Origin of the sequence: Marinobacter flavimaris (genome assembly GCF_045057155.1) — a bacterium.
GTDB lineage: Bacteria > Pseudomonadota > Gammaproteobacteria > Pseudomonadales > Oleiphilaceae > Marinobacter > Marinobacter manganoxydans.
The window spans coordinates 3,616,117-3,636,749 of record NZ_CP171359.1 but is presented as its reverse complement, the minus strand read 5'-3'; the positions used below and the strand labels follow the sequence as shown (position 1 = coordinate 3,636,749).

General features: G+C 60.2%; 21 protein-coding genes. 10 read left to right on the top strand and 11 right to left on the bottom strand.

All coding sequences use genetic code 11. The features are described 5' to 3' along the window. Nucleotides 1–83: 83 nt before the first annotated feature. The 3 genes from ACGK9W_RS16980 to prlC are packed head-to-tail and all read right to left on the bottom strand — an operon-like array spanning nucleotide 84 to nucleotide 2,673. Complete coding sequence (locus tag ACGK9W_RS16980; protein ID WP_139216041.1) at nucleotides 84–275, bottom strand: hypothetical protein; 192 nt, start codon at nucleotides 273–275, stop codon at nucleotides 84–86. A gap of 40 nt (nucleotides 276–315) precedes the next feature. Beyond that, on the bottom strand, nucleotides 316–570 hold the full coding sequence (locus ACGK9W_RS16975; protein WP_041645867.1) for a YheV family putative zinc ribbon protein: 255 nt from the start codon (nucleotides 568–570) through the stop codon (nucleotides 316–318). Between the two features lie 57 nt (nucleotides 571–627). Further along, nucleotides 628–2,673 carry an oligopeptidase A gene (gene prlC, locus ACGK9W_RS16970; protein ID WP_008176698.1) on the bottom strand — a complete coding sequence of 682 codons (2,046 nt, stop codon included), beginning with the start codon at nucleotides 2,671–2,673 and terminating at the stop codon, nucleotides 628–630. A 293-nt stretch (nucleotides 2,674–2,966) separates the two neighbouring features. Here prlC and ACGK9W_RS16965 point away from each other — a divergent pair, with 293 nt between their 5' ends. From ACGK9W_RS16965 to ACGK9W_RS16945, 5 genes are all read left to right on the top strand, one after another. Then, nucleotides 2,967–3,503: a gamma carbonic anhydrase family protein gene (locus ACGK9W_RS16965; protein WP_405417779.1), complete on the top strand. Its 537-nt coding sequence runs from the start codon at nucleotides 2,967–2,969 to the stop codon at nucleotides 3,501–3,503. 66 nt (nucleotides 3,504–3,569) lie between these two features. Beyond that, entirely contained in the window at nucleotides 3,570–3,815 is a 246-nt protein-coding gene (locus ACGK9W_RS16960) for a hypothetical protein (RefSeq protein ID WP_062783603.1), read from the top strand. Then, nucleotides 3,808–5,913 (top strand): glucans biosynthesis glucosyltransferase MdoH, encoded by a 2,106-nt coding sequence (gene mdoH / locus ACGK9W_RS16955; protein ID WP_405417775.1) that lies wholly within the window; start codon nucleotides 3,808–3,810, stop codon nucleotides 5,911–5,913. Before ACGK9W_RS16960 ends, mdoH begins: the two co-directional genes overlap by 8 nt. Continuing rightward, entirely contained in the window at nucleotides 5,910–7,460 is a 1,551-nt protein-coding gene (locus ACGK9W_RS16950) for a sulfatase (RefSeq protein ID WP_405417772.1), read from the top strand. Before mdoH ends, ACGK9W_RS16950 begins: the two co-directional genes overlap by 4 nt. A gap of 189 nt (nucleotides 7,461–7,649) precedes the next feature. Continuing rightward, nucleotides 7,650–8,105 (top strand): Hsp20/alpha crystallin family protein, encoded by a 456-nt coding sequence (locus ACGK9W_RS16945; protein ID WP_273084050.1) that lies wholly within the window; start codon nucleotides 7,650–7,652, stop codon nucleotides 8,103–8,105. Between the two features lie 41 nt (nucleotides 8,106–8,146). On the opposite strand, the gene ACGK9W_RS16940 is transcribed toward ACGK9W_RS16945, so the two are convergent. The 8 genes from ACGK9W_RS16940 to ACGK9W_RS16905 form a co-directional block, all read right to left on the bottom strand. Continuing rightward, a complete protein-coding gene (locus tag ACGK9W_RS16940; protein WP_008176684.1) occupies nucleotides 8,147–8,464 on the bottom strand; it encodes a PA4642 family protein in 318 nt (105 codons plus the stop codon). 113 nt (nucleotides 8,465–8,577) lie between these two features. Continuing rightward, nucleotides 8,578–9,411, bottom strand: coding sequence for a flagellar motor protein MotB (locus ACGK9W_RS16935; RefSeq protein ID WP_008176682.1), 834 nt, complete (start codon nucleotides 9,409–9,411; stop codon nucleotides 8,578–8,580). A gap of 4 nt (nucleotides 9,412–9,415) precedes the next feature. Then, the gene (locus ACGK9W_RS16930) at nucleotides 9,416–10,189 is read right to left on the bottom strand and encodes a motility protein A (protein ID WP_008176680.1); all 774 of its coding nucleotides are present in this window, start codon (nucleotides 10,187–10,189) and stop codon (nucleotides 9,416–9,418) included. Nucleotides 10,190–10,244: 55 nt separating this feature from the next. Beyond that, the gene (gene aroE / locus ACGK9W_RS16925) at nucleotides 10,245–11,072 is read right to left on the bottom strand and encodes a shikimate dehydrogenase (protein ID WP_405417766.1); all 828 of its coding nucleotides are present in this window, start codon (nucleotides 11,070–11,072) and stop codon (nucleotides 10,245–10,247) included. Then, nucleotides 11,065–11,991: an oxygen-dependent coproporphyrinogen oxidase gene (gene hemF, locus ACGK9W_RS16920; RefSeq protein WP_273155867.1), complete on the bottom strand. Its 927-nt coding sequence runs from the start codon at nucleotides 11,989–11,991 to the stop codon at nucleotides 11,065–11,067. The genes aroE and hemF overlap by 8 nt, the downstream gene beginning before the upstream one ends. A gap of 8 nt (nucleotides 11,992–11,999) precedes the next feature. Continuing rightward, nucleotides 12,000–12,572, bottom strand: coding sequence for an L-threonylcarbamoyladenylate synthase (locus tag ACGK9W_RS16915; protein WP_273155869.1), 573 nt, complete (start codon nucleotides 12,570–12,572; stop codon nucleotides 12,000–12,002). A gap of 45 nt (nucleotides 12,573–12,617) precedes the next feature. After that, nucleotides 12,618–13,760, bottom strand: a complete 1,143-nt coding sequence (dprA, locus tag ACGK9W_RS16910; protein ID WP_273155871.1) for a DNA-processing protein DprA — start codon at nucleotides 13,758–13,760, stop codon at nucleotides 12,618–12,620. A 71-nt stretch (nucleotides 13,761–13,831) separates the two neighbouring features. Beyond that, nucleotides 13,832–14,848, bottom strand: a complete 1,017-nt coding sequence (locus ACGK9W_RS16905) for a LysM peptidoglycan-binding domain-containing protein (RefSeq protein ID WP_008176670.1) — start codon at nucleotides 14,846–14,848, stop codon at nucleotides 13,832–13,834. Between the two features lie 418 nt (nucleotides 14,849–15,266). On the opposite strand from ACGK9W_RS16905, the gene def reads away from it, so the two are divergent. The 5 genes from def (at nucleotide 15,267) to glyQ (ending at nucleotide 20,632) form a co-directional block, all read left to right on the top strand. Beyond that, complete coding sequence (def, locus tag ACGK9W_RS16900) at nucleotides 15,267–15,770, top strand: peptide deformylase (protein WP_008176668.1); 504 nt, start codon at nucleotides 15,267–15,269, stop codon at nucleotides 15,768–15,770. Nucleotides 15,771–15,862: 92 nt separating this feature from the next. After that, entirely contained in the window at nucleotides 15,863–16,798 is a 936-nt protein-coding gene (gene fmt / locus ACGK9W_RS16895; protein ID WP_273069643.1) for a methionyl-tRNA formyltransferase, read from the top strand. A gap of 1 nt (nucleotide 16,799) precedes the next feature. Further along, nucleotides 16,800–18,101: a 16S rRNA (cytosine(967)-C(5))-methyltransferase RsmB gene (gene rsmB / locus ACGK9W_RS16890; protein WP_405417760.1), complete on the top strand. Its 1,302-nt coding sequence runs from the start codon at nucleotides 16,800–16,802 to the stop codon at nucleotides 18,099–18,101. Beyond that, the gene (gene trkA, locus ACGK9W_RS16885; protein WP_008176663.1) at nucleotides 18,098–19,501 is read left to right on the top strand and encodes a Trk system potassium transporter TrkA; all 1,404 of its coding nucleotides are present in this window, start codon (nucleotides 18,098–18,100) and stop codon (nucleotides 19,499–19,501) included. The genes rsmB and trkA overlap by 4 nt, the downstream gene beginning before the upstream one ends. A 105-nt stretch (nucleotides 19,502–19,606) precedes the next feature. Next, nucleotides 19,607–20,632, top strand: a complete 1,026-nt coding sequence (gene glyQ / locus ACGK9W_RS16880) for a glycine--tRNA ligase subunit alpha (protein WP_041645858.1) — start codon at nucleotides 19,607–19,609, stop codon at nucleotides 20,630–20,632. Nucleotide 20,633: the final 1 nt, after the last annotated feature.

The following is a 20,633-nucleotide window of genomic DNA, read 5'->3' as shown; positions in this document are numbered from 1 at the left end:
TGCCGTCCCTTGTAGCCTTCGTGTTGAGGGGAATTGCGAGGGGGCCGTACTACTTTTCCCTTGGAAATGGCAACTCGCTGCGCTCAGACATCAATTTCCGGCGGGAAAAGTAGTACGGCCCCCTCACATAAGAACTCACGGATATCGCTAAAAAGATCTTGTTCTGAAGAAATATCTTTTGAGTCAGGTAGAGAGGGTGTGGGTGTGCTTTTCTGGCGGGGAAAAGATGTCTGAGCGAAGCGAGTTGCTTTTCCCCAGAAGAAAAGCATTCCCATGGCCTCTCCGCCCGCAAACCTGCAGGCTAGGAAGAACAGCTTACTCGTCGTCGGCAGAAGACTTGAAGAACACGACCTGCTTGACCGTGTGATCGTCCTCGTTCTTGCGCTTGTTCACCCGCGTCTCAAGCTCGGGGTTGGACGGCTGTTCGGCGTCAGACACTGCATCGGTGAAGCCACAGGCCACGCACTCGCGAACCTGGTCATCGTCGTCGGTGGTGAACATCATGATCTTGTCCATCTCCGCGCAGCGAGGACAGACGGCGCCGGCGATAAAACGTTTTGGACTCGCCATATAAATACTCCCGTTTGGAACAACCGGCAGCCTTTACGACTGCCGGCTCAAATTGGGTCAGGCCGCTTCGTCCGTGATGCCGGTTTGTTTCAGTAGCGCATCCACCTGCGGTTCGCGACCCCGGAAGGCCTTGAACAATTCCATCGGCTCCTGTGAGCCGCCTTTCTCCAGAATATTATGGAGGAAGGCCTTGCCGGTTTCCGGGTCGAAGATACCTTTTTCCTCGAACAGGGAGAAGGCATCGGCCGCCAGCACTTCCGCCCACTTGTAGCTGTAGTAGCCAGCCGCATAGCCACCGGCAAAGATGTGCGAGAAGGAGTTGGGGAAGCGGTTGAATTCCGGGGCTTCCACCACGGCAATCTCGCTTCGCACCTTGCGATGCATATCCAGCGGGTTGGTGGGCGCTTCGTCGGTGAATTCCGCGTGCAGGCGGAAGTCGAACAGTGAAAATTCGAGCTGGCGCACCATGCCCATGCCGGACTGGAAGTTCTTGGCCGCCAGCAGTTTCTGCAGCAGATCTTCCGGCAGCGGCTCACCGGTTTCGTGGTGCGAGGCGATCAGGCCCAGGGATTCCGGATTCCAGCACCAGTTTTCCAGGAACTGGCTGGGCAGCTCGACGGCGTCCCAGGCGACACCGTTGATGCCGGACACATCCAGCACGTCCACCTGGGTCAGCATGTGATGCAGGCCGTGGCCGAATTCGTGGAACAGGGTGGTGACCTCATCGTGGGTCAGCAGTGACGGCTTGCCGCTGACCGGCGGTGTGAAGTTGCAGGTCAGGAAGGCTACCGGCAACTGGAGCTGGCCACGCAGGTTGCGCCAGCGCACCCGGCAATCGGCCATCCAGGCACCGCCACGTTTGCCTTGGCGGGCATAGAGGTCGAGATAGAACCAGGCCAGGGGCTCACCGTTGCGACTGATACAGTAGGCAGTCGCATCCTCGTGCCAGGTTTCCACTTCCGGCTTCGCTTCAATCTGGACATCGAACAGCTTTTCAGCGACACGGAACAGTCCGGGCACCACCTTGTTCACCGGGAACCAGGGACGCAGGGTTTCCGGAGAGATGTCGTAGCGCTTCTGGCGAAGCTTTTCGCTGTAATAGCCGATATCCCAGGCCTGCAGTTCCTCGGCGCCGTACTCGTCTTTCGCGAACGCCCTGAGTTCGGCAAATTCTTTTTCGGCCTGGGGCTTGGACTTGGCCGCCAGCTGGTTCAGGAAGTCCAGCACTTCGTCGCTGCTGCGGGCCATCTTGGTGGCCAGAGAGCGCTCGGCGTAATTGTCAAAGCCCAGCAGCTTGGCCTGGGCGTGGCGGCGCTTGAGGATCTCCGCCATCACCGGGGTGTTGTCCCACTGGCCGGCATCCGGGCCCTGGTCGGAGGCGCGGGTCACAAAGGCTTCATAGACTTCCCGGCGCAGATCCCGGTTGTCGCAGTAGGTCATAACCGGGAAGAAGCTGGGGAAATCCAGGGTGATCACATAGCCTTCCAGCTCTTTCTGGCGGGCGGCCTGCTTGGCGCTCTCAATAGCCGTCTCCGGGACGCCGGCGAGCTCATCCACGTCTGTGATGTGCTTGAACCAATGCTGGGTTGCGTCCAGCACGTTATCGCTGAACTTGTTGGACAGCTCGGACAGCTCCCGGGACAACTCGGCATACTGCTTTTTCTTGTCTTCCGGCAGGTCGACACCACCCAGATGAAAATCCCGGAGGGTGTTTTCCACAGACTTGCGCTGGGCTTCGCTCAGGTTCTTGAAATCGTCTCGCTCGGCCAGCTTCTTGTAGGCGTCGCAGAGGGCCGCGTTCTGGCTCACTTCGGTGCTGTACTCGGTGAGCTTCTCCAGGCAGTTCTTGTAAACCTTGCGCAGCTCGTCGTTGTTCATCACGCCGTTCAGGTGCGAAATCACCGACCAGGCATTGCTCAGCTTGTCGTCCAGCGCCTGCATCGGCTGCGCCAGGGTCTCCCAGGTGGGATCCTCCTGCTCCGCGAGCTGGCTGATCTTCATCCGGTTTTCACTGAGAATCTGGTCAATTGCCGTTTCCATGTGCTCGGTGCGAACATGGTCAAACTTCGGCAACAGGTCGTCAGTCAGTAACGGGTTATTCATAGGTCCCCTTCTCAGCTAGTCGAATCTTGGGTAGTTTGGTTTCTTCAAGTTATGAGGCTGGCACCTGTGGGAGAGGCCCTTCCAAAACACGCTCCTTGCGGCACCCCTCCGGGGTCCGGCCTGCAATCATAGATTGCAGTCGTTCGGCTGAAGCATGAAGCTTTGCTTCATAAACGCTCAGCCTCACCCATGTGACGCTTGACTGTCGCCATCCATGGCGACAGACAGTTTTGGAAGGGCCTCTCCCACAGGCACCCCGGGCCTTCGGGTAATTCATCAATGAGTACTATGTAATGACGAATATACGTTCACACAAGGGTATCACGCCAGATTTTGGGGAACGGGCGTGGGTAGATCCAAGTGCAGTGGTGATTGGCGATGTTGAAACCGGCGATGACGTTTCCATCTGGCCGATGACCGTCGTGCGTGGTGATATGCACAAAATCCGTATCGGGCATCGGTGCAGCATCCAGGATGGGTCGGTTCTGCATATCACTCACGCCAGTGACTATAACCCCGGTGGTTATCCGCTCACACTGGGGGACGACGTGACTGTGGGTCACAAGGCGCTGCTGCACGGCTGCACCATTGGCAGCCGCGTTCTGGTGGGCATGGGCTGCATCATCATGGATGGCGCCGTGGTGGAGGACGAGGTGATTGTTGCCGCGGGCTGCCTGGTTCCGCCCGGCAAGACGCTCGAATCCGGGCATCTCTACGTGGGGTCGCCCTGCAAGAAAGCCCGGGCGCTGACGGAGAAGGAGCGCGGTTTTTTCACATACACCGCCGCCAACTATGTCCGCCTGAAGGATGAGTATCTTAACGATCAGTAAGCCAGTGGTCTGAAGTCACCGCCGTGGCCGTATCTGTCGGGGTAACCTTTGATCCCGGAGACCACTGTGGACACACCAGACCAACCGTTTGATCGAGCACTGCTCTACCTGCGCGCGGCAGGCCACGATACCGGTCCCGAAACCCGGGCGCGGTTGCACAGCCTGCTGCAGGTACACGCCGCTGAAAACCCGGCCTTGAGCAACGGGCAGTTGCTGGCGCGGATGCCTGAGTGGTTTACCCTGCCCGGGCCATGCCAGGGGCGCCCTCTGCCACCCATTACGCGGGCCAGTATCGGTTACCCTCGTGAATAGCGCCGCGTGCTGGCGCCCGGTCGCGTTCCGGCGACGCCTTCTGCTTGTTTTCCTGGTGGCCGCTCAAACCCTGGTCGGCGTCTATTTGTTTGCCCAGACAGTGCCGGAGCAGGCGAATGGAGGAACGACTGCCACGTTGCTGGCCGTCTTCGGGCTCCTATTTGCCTGGATCGGCGTGGGCTTCTGGACCGCCATTTTTGGCTTTGTTGCGCTCCGCTTTGGCGGCGACCCCTGGAGCCTGTCCAGGCGCGTTGGGCGGCCTAACCCCGAAGACGCAACGGTCGCACCTACCGCCGTCGTGATGCCCGTTTGCAATGAACCGGTGCAGCGCACCCTCGGCGGTCTGAAAGCAATCATCCGCGATCTCGAACGAACGGGACAGCAGGAATCCGTTGATTTCTATGTGCTCTCGGACAGCCGGGACCCGGAAATCTGGCTCGAGGAACAGGCGACCTGCGAACAAATACGCCGGGAGCTCGGCCCTGGCCAGCAATTGTTCTACCGGCGGCGCAACATCAACCTGAACTACAAGAGCGGCAATATCGCGGATTTCCTGCGTCGATGGGGTCGCCGCTACCGCTATATGGTGGTTCTGGATGCCGACAGCCTGCTCAGTGCCAACTGCATTACCCGGCTGATACAGCTCATGGAAGCCCGGCCCGAGGCGGGGATTATCCAGACCACACCCCGCCTGGCCCGGGCAGAAACCCGCTTTGGCCGGCTGCAGCAGTTCGCCAACCGCTGTTATGGCAGGCTCTACAGTGCCGGACTGGCGGCCATCCAGCTGGGTGAGGCCACCTACTGGGGCCACAACGCGATTATCCGGGTGGCGCCGTTCATGGCCCACTGTGGTCTGCGCAAGCTTCGGGGACCCGGTCTATTCCGGGGGCCGGTACTCAGCCATGATTTTATCGAAGCGGCACTGATGGGACGGGCCGGCTACGAGGTCTGGCTGGAACCTGCCATCGCCGGCAGTTTTGAGGAATCACCGCCGACCCTCGAGGATGACCTGATCCGGGACCGGCGCTGGTGCCGTGGCAACCTCCAGCATCTTTGGTTACTGGCAACCCTGGGGAAGATCCGGCTCGCCCATCGGATGGCCCTGGTAACCGGAATTTTCTCGTACCTGGCCTCTCCGCTCTGGCTGGTTTTCCTGGGCTTGTCAGGCTATGTGGCGCTGGCCGATTCGACGCCGGCTTTGCCGGGCGTGATGGCTACCACGGACACAGGCTCTGGTCCGGGCTTTCTGCTGGTCCTGGTGACTTCGGTGCTGCTGTTCGGCCCCCGGCTGCTTGCAATAGCGGACCACTCGTTGGCAAAGCGCACTACCCGGTTTGGCGGGCTGCTCAGGCTCTCGGGGAATACGCTGATGGAGACGCTCGCAGCACTGGCGCTGGCCCCCATCCGGATGTTGATTCACACCTTCCATGTTGGGGGCGCGCTGTCGAATCTCAGAGTTGGCTGGCAGGGACAGAACCGGTCCGGCGCTGCCAAGCCGGGGCTCAGCCTTCGGCACTTTGCCCTCCTGCTGGCTTCCGCCGTTGCGGCGCTCAGCCTGATCCAATGGCACGCGCCGTCGCTGACACCCTGGGCCCTGCCCGTATTGGCACCGGTATTGTTTTCACCGGCTCTGGCCTGGTGGCTGAGCCGAAAACCGGGCGAAGGGCAATGGTTGGCGGTGCCCGAAGATTACCGGACAACGAGGGTGATTGATCTTGCCGGTCCCGCACCTATGGGTCATCGGACACCGGGCGGCCTGGACTGGTTCGAACAGATGGTTCTGTCTCCCGTTTCCGCCCGGGACCACAGGCGAAGTGCCTCGCCATTAAGGGGCAAGAAAGCGCGGGCCCTGGCGTCTCTGGTGGATCGCTGCGCCACGGAAGGAAAGCAGGGCCTGACTCACCGGGAGCTCAGCCTGATCTGCAACCACCCAGAGGCGTTAGCCGCCCTGCATTGGCGCGTCTGGCATGCCTCCCATGAATCACCCTGGCGGGAAACACTGACTCGTATGGCACAATCGGTTGAGGGAGACTCGCCGATACCGGTGCCCCTGCCCCGTCGGCAGGAACAGATCGCCTGGGTTGAGGTCGCTTCGTGATACTGGTCTGGCTTTTTCTGCTGAACGGGCTGTTCCTGTTTCCATCTCTGGCATTGCCGGGTAACACCCCCTGGCTTTCTCTGGAGGCCCTGATCCTATGGGCCATCATTTGCGGGCTCAGGGATCCCGAGCGGAGATACCGCGTCGCTCGTTCGCTGGCCGTCGCCTACGCGTTTCTGTTCCTGCTTGTTCTGGCAGATGCCCTGGTTCGGGAGAGTCTCGGCCGCGGCCTGAACCTGTATCTTGAAGTTGGCCTGTTGGATGCGGCCTGGAATCTGCTCAACACAAACCTGGGGGCGGCTCTGGCGATTGCAGCCCTCACCGCTCTGCTGGGTTTGCTCGCAGGCGTGGGCTGGCTGTTTCGCCATGGCCTGGAACGGCTGGCGCACCACTCGCCGGCACACTTGGGCAAACCGCTCTGGTTTGTGGCCGGCCTGTTTCTGGCCGGGGCCATCACGCCCTGGATTGGCAGCCCGGCGCTGGCCTTCGTTGCCAATCAGGCCTCCCTGATCACCCACACTCACCAGACAACCCGCAACTTTGCCAACGAATTGAGTGCGCTGCCAGGGCGGGAAGGCCGGGCAACGCCCCTGCCAAGGCTGGCACATACCGATGTCATTCTGGGTTTTATCGAATCCTACGGGGTGTCGACGGTCACGGACGAGCGCTACCGGTCACTCGTCAATTCGGGCCTTGAGGCGCTGGGCCGGTCCCTTGATGCGGCCGGGCTGTCGGTGGTGACTGGCCGGCTGCAATCACCCATCCAGGGTGGCCAGTCCTGGCTTGGTCATCTATCCGTGTTGAGTGGCCAGTGGATCCACAACCAGCTTGCCTACGAAACCCTCCTCAGCTCCGGCTACGCCACTCTAATCGATGACTTCCGCAGTACAGGGCACAGCACTGTCGCCGTGATGCCGGCAATCACCCAGGCTTGGCCCGAGGGCCGGCTGTTCCGCTACGACCGGATTTACGATCACGATGATCTGGGTTACCAGGGGCCGCCATTCAACTGGGTCACCATGCCCGACCAGTACACCTGGCACCGGTTTCAGGACATTCGCGATGCGAATGAGGGGCCGCTCTTTGCCGAGCTGGCGCTGATCAGCAGCCACGCCCCCTGGGTGCCGATCCTGCCGGTGCTCGATGACTGGCAAAGCATCGGCAACGGTGAAGTGTTCCGGCGCTGGGAGGGTGCTGGCGAGGCGCCGGTTTCGCTGTGGCGCGATCCGGACCGGGTCCGGGAACATTACGGTCAGGCGATTGCCTATGCTCTGGAAGTTGCCGGAGGCTTCGCCGCCCACTACCTGCGCCAGGACGCCCTGATGATCATTCTGGGTGACCATCAGCCGGCGCCATTGATCACCGGCGAGGATGCCAGCCGGGATGTTCTCGTTCATGTCATCAGTGCCAACCCATCGCTGGTGGAACCTTTGCTGTCCGGCGAGCTCCCGGGATTCCAACCCGGTATCCGGCCCGATCCGGAGACGGCAGGCGCCACCATGAGCCGATTCCGTCCGTTTTTACACCGGCATTTCGGGGAACTCTGAAGCCAATTTGACCCTGATCTAAATTCGACCAACCCCACCCTTGAAAACATTTTTGCTGCACCTACATTCGGAATTAGCAGAGGTTCACGGATAGCCATCCGGCAGGCGCTACCGGCATGGAGCAGTTCCGCGATCGAAGCTGATGCTCAACTATTCAGATTCGTTTCGTTTGAAAAGGAGGGATGCTTTATGAGCAATCTTACCCGCTGGAATCCGGTCAATGAGTTCGAAGACCTGATGAACCGCTACAACCGCATGTTTGGCCTGGCCCGCTCAGGCGGCGAGCGCGAAGGTAAAGACGTATTCAGCCGCAGCGACTGGGCGCCGGCCGTAGACATCAAAGAAACTCCTGAGGCCTTCACCATCGAGGCAGAGTTGCCGGGTATGTCCAAGGAAGATGTAAAGGTAACGGTACACGAGGGCGTTCTGAGTATTCAGGGTGAACGCAAGAGTGAAAACGAGACCGACGACAAGAAGCACCACCGGATAGAGCGTTTTTATGGCAGCTTCCTGCGCCGCTTCACGCTGCCGGACAATGTCGATGAGAACAGCGTGAAGGCCAACTTCAAGGACGGCATGCTGACCCTGACGCTCCAGAAAGCCGAGCCGAAGGAGCCCAAGGCCATTGAAGTCGACGTGCAGTAAACGCCGACAACCTCAGGCAATAACGCACGGCCGCAGCGGGATCAGTTCCCGGCTGCGGCCGTTTTTTTGGCACCGGCCTTTTCCAGCGCGCGGGCATAATCCACACTGCGGCGATGCCGGGAAATCAGGTCCAGAATGGTTTCCCCGTCCGGGCCGGTGGCATTCAGATCCCGTCCTTCGGCAACGAGAAATCCGATAAAGCGTTCGAAATCTTCCGCTCGCATGGCCTGGTAGGCTTTCAACAGAGCGTTATAGTCGGCATTCTCCGCAGCATCCCAGGGGCGGATATCCAGAAAACTCCTGACCCGCTCATCGCTCCATTCCTCGCCAATCACTTTCGGCTTATCCGGTCCACTCATGGTTGCTCTCTCGCTTCGCTGTGCCAGTGAATTATCGGGCGCACAGTATAAAGCCCTGAAAGCTGGACAGTTATATGGATTGCGAATGAGAAGCTACGCCTCAGATATAAGGCTCAGGGCCTGATTTCGACGGGCAGATCGCCGGTGGGCACCTCGTCGTTGCATTCGGGATTGCGAATGGCGATTTCCACCCGGCGATTCAGGGCCCGGTTCTCCGGTGTGTCGTTCGGCGCAAGCGGGTTGGTCTCGGCACGCCCGGCCGCCACCACCCGTTCGGCCGGCACCTGCCGATTCATCACCAACTCGTGCACCACGGACACGGCACGGGCCGCGGAAAGATCCCAGTTAGAGCGGTAGCGGTCACTGGAAATGGGCCGGTTATCGGTGTAGCCGGACACCAACACATCACCGGTACACGCCGACAGCACGTTCACCACCCGTTCGATAATCGGGATCATCTCGGGCTTGATGGCGGCCTCGCCGGATCGAAAGGTAGCCTCCTCGGAGAAGCGGATCACCACCTGGTTCTGGTCGTAATTGACACTCAGGGCTTCCGAAGCCACCTCCGATTCCAGTTCCCGGATCATCCGGCTGGCCAGATCGATCACACCACCCGGAATCTGGGTGGGCGCGGCACCCTCCGCGCGCTCATCAATGAACTCGGGCTCCCGTGCCTGGGATTCTGTGGGCTCGGGAAGGGAGACCGTGTCCGATTCAATCATGGTCAACGGGGAGCCACCAATATCCTCCGCCAGGACGTTGCTGGAGCCAAAGGCCACGGCCATGGAGTTGGCCATGGCCCGGTACTTCTCAACGTCCATTTCGGCAAACGACAGCAGCAGTATGAAAAAGGTCAGCAGCAGGGTGGCCAGATCGGCAAAAGTGACGATCCAGGCCGGCGTCTGGTTCTGCAGACGCTTCCTGTTTTTCTTCTGGACCAGTTCCAAACCCTCAGGCCTCCCGCTCCGGCGCCAGGCCGGTGCGCTGCTCAGGGGTAACAAAGGAGGACAGCAGTTCCGTCATTACGCGGGGATTCTCGCCGCGCATGATGTTCTTGATGGACGTGATGATCAGCATCTGGTTCCGGGCCTCGTCCTCGGCTTTCAGCTGCAGCTTGTCGGCCAGGGGCAGGGCAATCAGCTGGGCAATAAACGCACCGTACAAGGTGGTGAGCAGGGCGATCGCCATGGCCGGGCCAATGGAGGACGGGTCATCCAGGGTATTGAGCATCTGTACCAGACCCACCAGGGTGCCCAGCATGCCAATGGCCGGGGCCGATTCGCCAATACCCCGGAACACCCGCTCGGCCACTTCGTATCGCTCGGCGGTCTGCTGGGTTTCCTGGGCCAGCGCCTCTTCCACCAGTTCCGGCGGGTGGCCGTCGACACACAGATTGATCGCCTTCTGCAGGAACTCATTATCCGTCTGGTGGTTTTCCAGGCCGAGAATGCCCTCTTTGCGCACCACCATGGCCAGCGCGCCCACTTCCCGGATCAGCTCCGCCGGCCGCGCCATACGGTCGGTAAACGCGGCAGACATGGCCAGGCGGAACGCGCTCATCACCGACGCCATGCGGAATTTGATCAGGGTTACACCAAAGGTTCCGCCCAGCACAATGGCGAGGCCCGGAAGGTTCAGGAACGTCAGGAAGGAGGCGTTGGCCAGCATCGCCAGCAAGACGATCAGGACACCAGCCACAAGCCCCACAAGGGTAAGAATATCCATCGAAAATCCCTACGGAATGTTGACCCTGAGCATAGCCCAATCCGGGGGCCGCGACTCAGTCGTTACGCAATTCCTCAATGACAGGACGTGTGGCGGGGCTGATGCCGCGCCAGATCCGGAACGATTCAGCCGCCTGCTCCACCAGCATACCAAGCCCGTCATGGACGATCTGTGCGCCCTGTTCAAGTGCCCACTGATTGAAGGTGGTGGTCTGCAGAGAATACATCATGTCGTAGACCACCGTTTGCTCTCCGAGTACCTCCGGTGACAGCGGTGGCAGATCGCCCTGGAGGCTGGCACTGGTACCGTTGATGATCACGTCAAAAGGCTCCCGGGGCTGTTCGAATCCGCAGGCAGAAAGCGCGGTCTCGCCCGCCACGGGTTTAAACAGGTTAACCAGCGCGTCAGCCTTGGCAACCGTCCGGTTGGCAATGGTAATGGCGGCAGGATGCTCCGCCAGGATCGGCCCCAGAACACCACGAACCGCGCCACCGGCCCCCAGCACCAGGATGCGTGCCTGCCCAAGGACAACACCGTGGTTCACAACCAGGTCTCGCACAATACCGCACCCGTCAGTGTTGTCAGCGGTGAGCCGGCCCTCGTCATCGAGATACAGGGTATTGGCGGCCCCGGCATTCTCGGCCCGCTCGGTACGACGGTCCGCCAGCTTCCAGGCGTCCTCCTTGAAGGGCACGGTTACGTTCAGGCCCTTGCCACCCCGTTCAAAGAATTGCCTCACCGTGCCGGCAAAATCATCCAGTGGCGCCTGGATGGCCGTGTACTCAACCGGCTCACCGGTCTCGCTGGCAAACAGGCTGTGGATCCTCGGCGATTTGCTGTGGCTGATGGGGTTGCCAACTACCGCGTAGAGATCGTTAGTCATGTTGGGTCTCCAGCCAGTTCCGCCCGGTCAGGAAATAGTCTGTCAGCCGGGCTTCTTCCGAATCGGGCTCCGCGGTCCGGTTGTAGTCCCAGCGCACCAGCGGCGGCAGCGACATCAGTATGGATTCGGTGCGACCGCCGGATTGCAGGCCAAACAGGGTGCCGCGGTCATAGACCAGGTTGAATTCCACGTAGCGCCCCCGGCGGTAGAGCTGGAAATCCCGCTCACGGTCACCAAACGGATGATCCATTCGGCGCCGGACGATCGGCTCGTAGGCGTCTATGTAGCTATCGCCCACCGCTTTCATCAGGCCGAAATCCTGCTCGAAGTCGCCGGTGTTGTGGTCATCAAAAAACAGACCACCAACACCCCGGGGTTCATCCCGGTGTTTCAGATAAAAGTAATCATCGCACCAGTCCTTGAAGCGCTTGTAGGTGCCCTCTCCAAATGGCTCACAGGCGTCGCGGGCTGTCCGGTGCCAGTGCACACAGTCTTCCTCAAAACCGTAGTAAGGCGTCAGATCGTAGCCGCCGCCAAACCAGTAAACCGGCTCGCTGTTCTTCGGCGTGGCAATAAAAAACCGCACGTTGGCGTGGGAGGTCGGCACATAGGGGTTGTTGGGATGGATCACCAGGGACACACCCATGGCCTGCCAGGGTGCACCAGCCAGATGGGGACGATGGGCGGTGGCCGAAGCTGGCATGGTATCGCCCATAACGTGAGAGAAATTAACACCACCTTTCTCGAACACCCGGCCTTCGGTGATCACCCGGCTGACGCCACCACCACCTTCGGGCCGGTCCCAGGCATCCTTGATGAACGATGCGCCATCATCGAGGGCCTCCAGACGGTTGCAGATGGACTCCTGCAGGCCCAGCAGATACTGCTTGACCGCCTGGCTATCGGGTTGCTGTGCCATAAACGCTCCTAACGAAGTTGCTGACCGCTGACAATATCAATAATACGGCTGGGTTTGCGATTACCGCCCAGTGCTCCCGGAACGATCCAGTCCAACTGATCGCCAAAATACCCGCGCACCTGCCAGATATGGCGGGCAGGCGGTCGCCCGGCCGGATTACAGGACGTGGAGACCAGGGGCATGCCCGTCGCTTCACAGAGCGCCCGCACCACCGGGTGCTCGCTGACCCGAACCGCGATGGAACTGTGCTTTCCGCGCACCCATTCCGGCACCTGTCGCTCCGGGTCTGGCAGCAGACAGGTCACGGGGCCGGGCCAGTGCCGCTCGGCCTCGGCCCGGAGCAGAGGGGGAAGGGGATCCAGCAGGAAGCGGACCTGGTCAAGGGAAGAAGCCACCAGAATCACGCCTTTCTCGACCGGGCGCCGCTTCAGCTCCAGAACCTTCTCCACCGCTTCCTGGTCCCAGGGATCACAACCCAGCCCCCAGACAGCCTCGGTGGGATAGGCAATAACGCCGCCTCCGAGAACCATGCGGCGAGCGCAGTGCAATTGCCAGTCAGATAGAGGGTGGGAATGGGCCATACTGCTTGTGTCAGACGTTGATCCGGTTAGATGATCACACGGGGTTCAGGCGATTTTCTGAAAGCCTCCCGGTGCCGAGCTGACAAGCCCCTGCAACTCCAGAAGCAACAGGGACTGCATAAGCTGATCGGCAGGAAGGCCGGTTGCTGAACTCAGTGCGTCGGTTGACTGTGGATCATACCCTAAAGCCTCAAACACCGCGATTTCACGGCCGTCGAGGCCAGCCAGGGGGCCCTTGCCTCCGGGCTTCGGTTCCGGGGTGCCAGCCGCCTCGGTTACCAGCGGCGGGGACCACCAGGCACCAAGCTCCTCCAGGATATCCTCCACCGTTTCCACCAGGCGGGCCCCCTGTTTGATCAGGTGATGACACCCCCGGGCAACAGGGCTGTGCACCGAGCCGGGAATGGCGAATACTTCCCGCCCCTGCTCCAGCGCCATCCTCGCGGTAATCAGGGAGCCGCTGCGCAGTCCCGCCTCGACCACCAGCACCCCACGGCTCAGGCCACTGATAATCCGGTTACGTTGGGGAAAGTGCGCGGCTCTTGCCGGCGTGCCAGGAGGATACTCGGAAATCATCAGTCCGTCGGCAACGACTCGCTCACCCAGGCGGCGATGCTGGTGAGGGTAGACGCGGTCGAGGCCACAGCCAATCACCGCGACGGTGGGATACCCCGCATCCAGTGCCCCCGCATGGGCAGCGCCATCGACCCCGAGCGCCAGACCGCTGGTCACCATCAGATCGCGGGCGCTCAGTTCGGCGGCAAAACGCCGGGCATGATCCAGGCCGGCGGGCGTAGCCTTGCGACTACCGATGATACCGATCTGGTCCCGTGCCAGGAGCTCCGTATCACCTCGGGTGAAGAGCACCAGGGGCGCGTCGTGAATGTGCCGGAGCTGCTCGGGGTAGTGGGTATCTCCCCAGGTCAGAATACCGACGGCATGCTTCTGGCAATCGTGCATTATGGTCCGCACCTCACGAACCGCCGGATGCGCATCATCCTGCTTTTGCCAGGCCTGGATTGCGGCCATGGCGTCTGCAGTCATGCCCACGGCCCGCAGGGTTGCAGCATTCATGGAAAGCATTTGGGGCAAATCAGGAAATTCAGTCAGCAGTTCACGCCGACGGGTACGGCCGAGGCCGGGCAGGCAAGTCAGGAACAGCCATTGGGCTGTGGCAGAGGAAAACACGGCATCATCCTTGAAAACAGCGAGGCCGGACCTTCCTGGTCCGGCCGTTGCGTCTATCGGTAGTCAGTCAATCAGGGGTTGGTCACCTTGTCGCCCACCGTCAACACGCGGTTGGCCTGCAGCACCAGACCGTAGCTCATTTTTTCATAAGCCTGGAACACCATCAGCAACCCGGCACGCTCGGAGGGCAGCTCGATGGTTTCTCCGGTCACCGGATCGCGAACCAGGTTGCCGCTTTTCAGCACGGCCATCACGTTGCCAGCTTCCAGACCTTCCCGAGTGCCGCGGTTTATGGCAACCACATCAAACTGACCGATCTGGCTTACACCGCCATCAACCGAGATCATCTGCCCTTCAATATCCTGGTCGGGAGCACTGGGCACAAAGCTGGTGGTCAGACGGCGGTCTTCACTCACCATCAGTCGGTCACCAATGCGAACTTCTTCGCTGGAGCTGGTCAGGTTTACGGTCAACACATCGCCGTTTTCCCGGGCGACATCACCACGGGCAATACTGCGCGCCTCAAGACCGAGGAACTCGCCAGTATCCGGATCCCGGAATTCCTTGCTGCGACGGAATACACCCACCTTGTCTGCAGGCTTTTCTCCGCGAGCATAGAGCTTGTCGCCGGCACCGGTGATAATCCGGCCGTCTTCACCTTCGAGAACATACGGAGCACCGTTGATCTCTTCCGGGCTGACAATACGGGTGTCCGTCAGGAAACTGCCAATGGCATCAAGCGGGATCGCCGGGATGGGCGTATCGATGGGCTCGGAACGTACCTTGGGCGACAGCTTTACGACATCGTTGCTGGCAACCTTCGTAATACGGGGCTTGCCATCAATATAAACCAGGGCAAGGCGATCACCGGGATAAATCAGGTGAGGGTTGGCGACCTGCGGGTTTACATGCCATATTTCCGGCCAGTACCAGGGGTTGTTCAGAAAACGGGCCGAAATGTCCCAGAGGGTGTCACCCTTAACTACGGTGTAACGCTCGGGATGATCGGACCGCAGCTCCGGTGCAGCATGAGCCCAGGAGGTTATAAGCAGCGTAGTTGCTGCCAGAGCGTACAGCAGTTTCCTCATTGTGTAAGTCCTTGATCGCGTGCCTTGATTCTTTGCATTCTGTTGGGATGCAGTCAGTTACCTGCAGCTTATTACGTTGTTATTCCAGTTACTATAGAAGAAGTCTCGCAAATTGTGATGTTATCTTTTGTTCTTCCAGTAAATTCTATCCCGTCGTTGAAAGATTTTAACTATTAACTGATCAGTTTGTACTCAATCGACGAATTGTTGGATAATAGTCTTATAAAGCTTGAGAACCCCTCCAGCCGTTGAAAGCTGGGGCCTTGCCCCGATAATAGTAGAGGCAAGGTGAAAATTTGCGCAGTACGCTGTCGCATTTCGGAGATCAGTTTCACACTGTTACAAAGAGCAGCAAAGTCAAAAGGCATGCCGGCACAATACCGCGGGCATCCCGACATACAGGCTAAAAGACCGACCTATGATACTAGAGATTCTCGAATACCCGGATCCCCGTCTACGCACCATTGCCAAACCGGTAGAAGAGGTGACAGACGCCGACCGCAAGCTGATCGACGACATGTTCGAGACCATGTACGATGCGCCCGGCATTGGCCTTGCGGCCACCCAGGTGAATGTGCACAAACAGATCATCGTTATGGATCTGTCCGAGGACAAGAGCGAGCCGCGGGTGTTCATCAATCCCGAGGTGGAAGTGCTGGACGGCGAACGAGAAGCCATGCAGGAAGGTTGCCTGTCTGTGCCCGGTTTCTACGAAGACGTTGAGCGGATCGAACACTGCATGATCCGTGCAATGGACCGGGACGGCAAACCGTTTGAACTGGAAGCGAAAGGCCTGTTGGCTGTCTGTATCCAGCATGAGATGGATCACCTGAACGGCAGATTGTTCGTTGACTACCTGAGCTCTCTCAAGCGCAACCGCATTCGCAAAAAGCTGGAGAAGCAGCACAAGAAAAGTGCCTGATCAGGCTTTGGCCTAGCCCAAAACCAGACACTATTCCGGACCGGGTCATGACCCGGTCTTTTCGTATACAACGGAACAGAGATCACTACACCGTGCGACTTGTTTTTGCTGGTACACCGGATTTTGCGGCAACCGCGCTCCGCGCCCTGATTGCAGCCGGCCACACCATTGTTGGCGTTTACTCCCAGCCGGATCGTCCCGCCGGCCGTGGCCGGAAGCTGCAGCCCAGCCCGGTCAAGCAGGTGGCGCTGGACCACGGGATCCCGGTCTTCCAGCCCGAAACACTGAAAACGCCCGACGCCCAGAAACAATTGGCCGATCTGAATCCGGACGTGATGATTGTCGCGGCCTACGGTCTGATCCTGCCGAAGGCGGTCCTGGACATTCCAACCCACGGCTGCCTGAACATCCACGCCTCGCTGCTGCCGCGCTGGCGCGGCGCCGCACCTATTCAGCGGGCCATAGCGGCAGGCGATGCGGAAACCGGCATCACCATCATGCAGATGGACGAGGGCCTGGATACCGGCGCCATGCTGTTGAAATCCCTGACCACCATCGAGGACAACGACACCGGCGGCAGTCTCCATGACCGCCTGGCTGAACTCGGAGGCCAGGCCATCATCAAGGCCCTGGAGCTTCTTCAGAAGGGCGAACTCACCGGGGAATTCCAGAACGACCAGCTGGCCTGCTACGCCAGCAAACTGAGCAAGACTGAAGGCCATATTGACTGGGCCGCAGATGCCATAGCGATTGAACGGCTGGTTCGCGCCTTTAACCCCTGGCCCGGAACCTACACCGATCTGGGTGACCAACGCATCCGGATTCACGAAGCCCAGGCCCTGGTTACCGCCAGCGACGCTTTCCCCGGCACCGTAGTACAACGGGACCGGGACGGGATCGACATTGCCTGCGGCAACGGCACCCTGCGCATCACCCGTCTCCAGCTGCCGGGCTCCCGCGCCCAAAGCGTGAACGACCTGATCAATGGCGGCAAGGAGCTGCTCATGCCCGGCCAGGAGCTGCGCTGAGATGGGCGACCGACAACACCCCATGCGCGCCATCGCCGCGGGTGTGATGCTTTCCGTGGAGAATGGCCAGTCCCTGTCCCAGTGCCTGCCGCCCGCACTGAACCGCCTGCCCGCCAATGAACGTCCGGTTCTCCAGGCGCTCTGTTACGGCACCTGCCGCTGGTTTTACCGCCTGGACGGCGAGCTCAACAGCCGGCTGAAAAAACCTCTGCGCAAGCCCGACCGCATCATCCATCACCTGATGCTGGTTGCCCTGTTCCAGTTGCGCTTCAGCCAACAGGCCAATTACGCCGTTCTCAATGAAACCGTTGAAGCCTGTCGCGCCCTGGACAAACCCCATCTGACCGGGCTGGTGAATGGTGTCCTCAGGGCCGCGGAGCGGGAAGGCGCACAAGAACCGGCAGACGATGCCGGCAGGTTCAGCCACCCGGTGTGGATGGTGGAAAAGCTCCGCCACAACTGGCCGGAAGACTGGCAGCACATTCTCGACGCCAACAATGCCCAGGCCCCCATGACCCTGCGGGTAAATGCCCTCCGTTTTGCCCGGGATGAGTATCTTGGCCTGCTGGCTGAGGCCGGCATCGAAGCAAAGGCAACGCGCTTCGCACCCCACGGCATTCAACTGGCCACTCCGGTTCCTGTCGATCGGCTGCCCTGGTTCGCCGATGGCGCTGTCAGCGTGCAGGATGAGGCCGCACAATTGTGTACCACCCTGATGGACCTGGCGCCTGGCCAGAGGGTTCTGGATGCCTGTGCCGCTCCCGGCGGCAAAACCTGTGCGATTCTGGAGAGCTGTGGCGAGCTGGCGGAAGTGGTCGCCATCGACGAATCCGCTGATCGCCTGCCCAGGGTTCAGGAGAATCTGGATCGACTTGACCTCAACGCCACCCTGAAACAGGCGGATGCGGCTGCGACCGAACAATGGTGGGACGGCGAGGCATTCGATCGCATTCTTCTGGACGTGCCCTGCAGCGCCAGCGGCGTGATTCGCCGCCACCCTGATATCAAGTTATTGCGCCGTGAATCGGACATTACCCCCCTGGCGGCCATACAGCTCGGGTTGCTGGACGCAATGTGGGCTATCCTGAAACCCGGAGGCCGGCTGGTGTATGCCACCTGCTCGGTGTTCCCGCAGGAAAACCACCGTATAATTCAGCGGTTTTGCAAGCAGCAGACCGATGCCATTCTCGTTGAGCCGGAAGCTCAATGGGGACGCGATATGGGTGCGGGGCGGCAACTGCTCCCGGATCCGGACAGCCATGACGGCTTCTTCTACGCCGTGCTGGAGAAACCCGAACCATGAAAATCCTGATTCTCGGTGCCGGCCAGGTCGGCGGTACCCTTGCCGAAAACCTAGCCAACGAAGCCAACGACATCACCATTATCGACAGCGATGGTGCCCGATTGCGCGAATTGCAGGACCGGCTCGACATCCGCACCGTTCAGGGCGCGGCGTCCTATCCCACGGCACTGCGACAGGCCGGGGCCGAAGACGCCGACATGCTGATTGCCGTCACCAACAGTGACGAGACAAATATGGTCGCCTGCCAGGTGGCCAAACTGCTGTACAAGACCCCGACCACCATATGCCGGGTACGAGCCAACGCCTATCTGGCGAAATCCGAACTTTTCTACCAGCGCGACCAGACCAAGGACCTCGACAGCCTGCGGGGTTTTCCCATTGATGTTCTGATCAGCCCCGAACACCTGGTGACCAAACACATCACCCGGTTGATCGAGAACCCCGGCGCCCTCCAGGTACTGGAGTTTTCCAAGGGCCTGACCCGCCTTGTGGCCATCCGTGCCACCAAGGGTGGCCCGCTGGTGGGCCATGAGCTGTCTTACCTGCGCACCCACATGCCCAAGATCGATACCCGGGTGGCGGCCATCTTCCGCAAAGACCGGGCGATCATGCCCGAGGGCAACACGGTGATTGAAGACGGGGACGAGGTGTTCTTCATTGCCGCCGGTGACCACATCAAGTCGGTGATGAGCGAACTCCAACCCCTGGTCAAACCCTACAAGCGCATCTTCATCTGCGGGGGCGGCAATATCGGTCAGCGGCTTGCCCATACCCTCGAGAACCGGTACCAGGTCAAACTGCTGGAGCGGGACCACGAGCGCTGTGTCATGCTCTCGGAGAACCTGCGCAAGACCGTGGTGCTGGAGGGCAACGCCGCCAACAAGGATATCCTGCTGGAAGAGAACATCGAGAGTACCGATGTGTTCTGCGCAGTGACCAACGACGATGAAGCCAACATCATGGCTTCGCTTCTGGCCAAGCGCCTGGGCGCTCGCAAGGTCCTGACCCTGATCAACAATCCGGACTACGTGGACCTGATTCAGGGCGGCGACATCGATGTGGCCATCTCGCCCCAACAGACCACCATTGGCAGCCTTCTGACCCACGTTCGCCGGGGCGATGTTGTGAACGTTCACTCACTGCGCAGGGGCGCGGCAGAGGCAATCGAAGCCATTGCCCATGGGGATCACCGGTCTTCAAAAGTGGTCGGTAAACGGCTTGATGAAATCAACCTGCCAGAAGGCACCACCATCGGCGCCATCGTGCGCCGCAATGAAGTTCTGATCGCCCACGATCATCTCCGGATCCAACCGGACGACCACGTAATCCTGTTCCTGGTGGACAAAACCCGCATCCGGGATGTGGAAAAACTGTTCCAGGTGGGTCTTACCTTCTTCTGACTTAGAAATACACAGCCAGCACGCGTATAATGCGCCTTTCTTTTTTCGGAGCGCCCCGAAGGACAACCGGGGCGCCACACACAGACTGATCAGCAGGCAACCGTCGTGACAGACAAGGCAACGAAACAGACAACTCCGGATATCGGGACCTTCCAGGGCCTTATCCTGGCTCTGCAGAATTTCTGGGCGCAGCATGGCTGCGTGGTCCTCCAGCCACTGGACATGGAAGTGGGTGCCGGCACGTTCCACCCGGCCACCTTCCTGCGTGCCATCGGGCCGGAAACCTGGAACGCCGCCTACGTTCAGCCCAGCCGCCGTCCTACCGACGGCCGTTACGGTGAGAACCCGAACCGCCTGCAGCATTACTACCAGTTCCAGGTGGTTCTGAAGCCATCACCGGACAACATCCAGGAACTGTACCTGGATTCCCTGCGGGCGCTGGGTCTGGACCCGCTCGTTCACGACATCCGGTTTGTAGAAGACAACTGGGAGTCCCCGACGCTGGGCGCCTGGGGTCTGGGCTGGGAAATCTGGCTGAACGGCATGGAAGTGACTCAGTTCACCTACTTCCAGCAGGTTGGCGGCCTGGAATGCTTCCCGGTGACCGGCGAACTGACCTACGGGCTTGAGCGGATCGCCATGTACCTGCAGGGCGTCGACAGCGTGTACGACCTGGTCTGGACCGAGGGCCCGGACGGTGTGGTCACCTACGGTGACGTGTTCCACCAGCAGGAAGTGGAGATGTCCACCTACAACTTCGAGCACGCTGACACCGAGTTCCTGTTTCATAGCTTTGATGTTCACGAGCGGGAGAGCGCACGGCTGATCGAAGCCGGCCTGGCCCTGCCAGCCTATGAACAGGTTCTCAAGGCCTCCCATACTTTTAACCTGCTGGACGCCCGCCACGCCATCTCGGTTACCGAGCGTCAGCGCTTCATCCTGAGGGTTCGCACCCTGGCTCGTGCCGTCGCCCAGGCGTACTTCGACAGCCGTCGCTCGCTTGGCTTCCCGCTCGCCCCCGAGGCGTTGCGCAAGGAAGTCCTTGCCGCCGCTGAGGCCGCCGACGACAAGGCGAAAAGCAAGAAAGGCAAGAAAGCGAAGAAGGCACAGCAGGAACAGGGGAACGCATAAC

What these genes read in the sequence shown, in the direction of transcription:
- def (WP_008176668.1), top strand. Translation starts at nt 15,267, where the DNA reads ATGATACTAGAGATTCTCGAATACCCGGATCCCCGTCTACGCACCATT.
- trkA (WP_008176663.1), top strand. Translation starts at nt 18,098, where the DNA reads ATGAAAATCCTGATTCTCGGTGCCGGCCAGGTCGGCGGTACCCTTGCC.
- ACGK9W_RS16905 (WP_008176670.1), bottom strand. Translation starts at nt 14,848, where the DNA reads ATGAGGAAACTGCTGTACGCTCTGGCAGCAACTACGCTGCTTATAACC.
- ACGK9W_RS16930 (WP_008176680.1), bottom strand. Translation starts at nt 10,189, where the DNA reads ATGGATATTCTTACCCTTGTGGGGCTTGTGGCTGGTGTCCTGATCGTC.
- ACGK9W_RS16945 (WP_273084050.1), top strand. Translation starts at nt 7,650, where the DNA reads ATGAGCAATCTTACCCGCTGGAATCCGGTCAATGAGTTCGAAGACCTG.
- ACGK9W_RS16965 (WP_405417779.1), top strand. Translation starts at nt 2,967, where the DNA reads ATGACGAATATACGTTCACACAAGGGTATCACGCCAGATTTTGGGGAA.
- ACGK9W_RS16940 (WP_008176684.1), bottom strand. Translation starts at nt 8,464, where the DNA reads ATGAGTGGACCGGATAAGCCGAAAGTGATTGGCGAGGAATGGAGCGAT.
- hemF (WP_273155867.1), bottom strand. Translation starts at nt 11,991, where the DNA reads ATGGCACAGCAACCCGATAGCCAGGCGGTCAAGCAGTATCTGCTGGGC.
- ACGK9W_RS16915 (WP_273155869.1), bottom strand. Translation starts at nt 12,572, where the DNA reads ATGGCCCATTCCCACCCTCTATCTGACTGGCAATTGCACTGCGCTCGC.
- ACGK9W_RS16975 (WP_041645867.1), bottom strand. Translation starts at nt 570, where the DNA reads ATGGCGAGTCCAAAACGTTTTATCGCCGGCGCCGTCTGTCCTCGCTGC.
- rsmB (WP_405417760.1), top strand. Translation starts at nt 16,800, where the DNA reads ATGGGCGACCGACAACACCCCATGCGCGCCATCGCCGCGGGTGTGATG.
- ACGK9W_RS16980 (WP_139216041.1), bottom strand. Translation starts at nt 275, where the DNA reads ATGGGAATGCTTTTCTTCTGGGGAAAAGCAACTCGCTTCGCTCAGACA.
- aroE (WP_405417766.1), bottom strand. Translation starts at nt 11,072, where the DNA reads ATGACTAACGATCTCTACGCGGTAGTTGGCAACCCCATCAGCCACAGC.
- prlC (WP_008176698.1), bottom strand. Translation starts at nt 2,673, where the DNA reads ATGAATAACCCGTTACTGACTGACGACCTGTTGCCGAAGTTTGACCAT.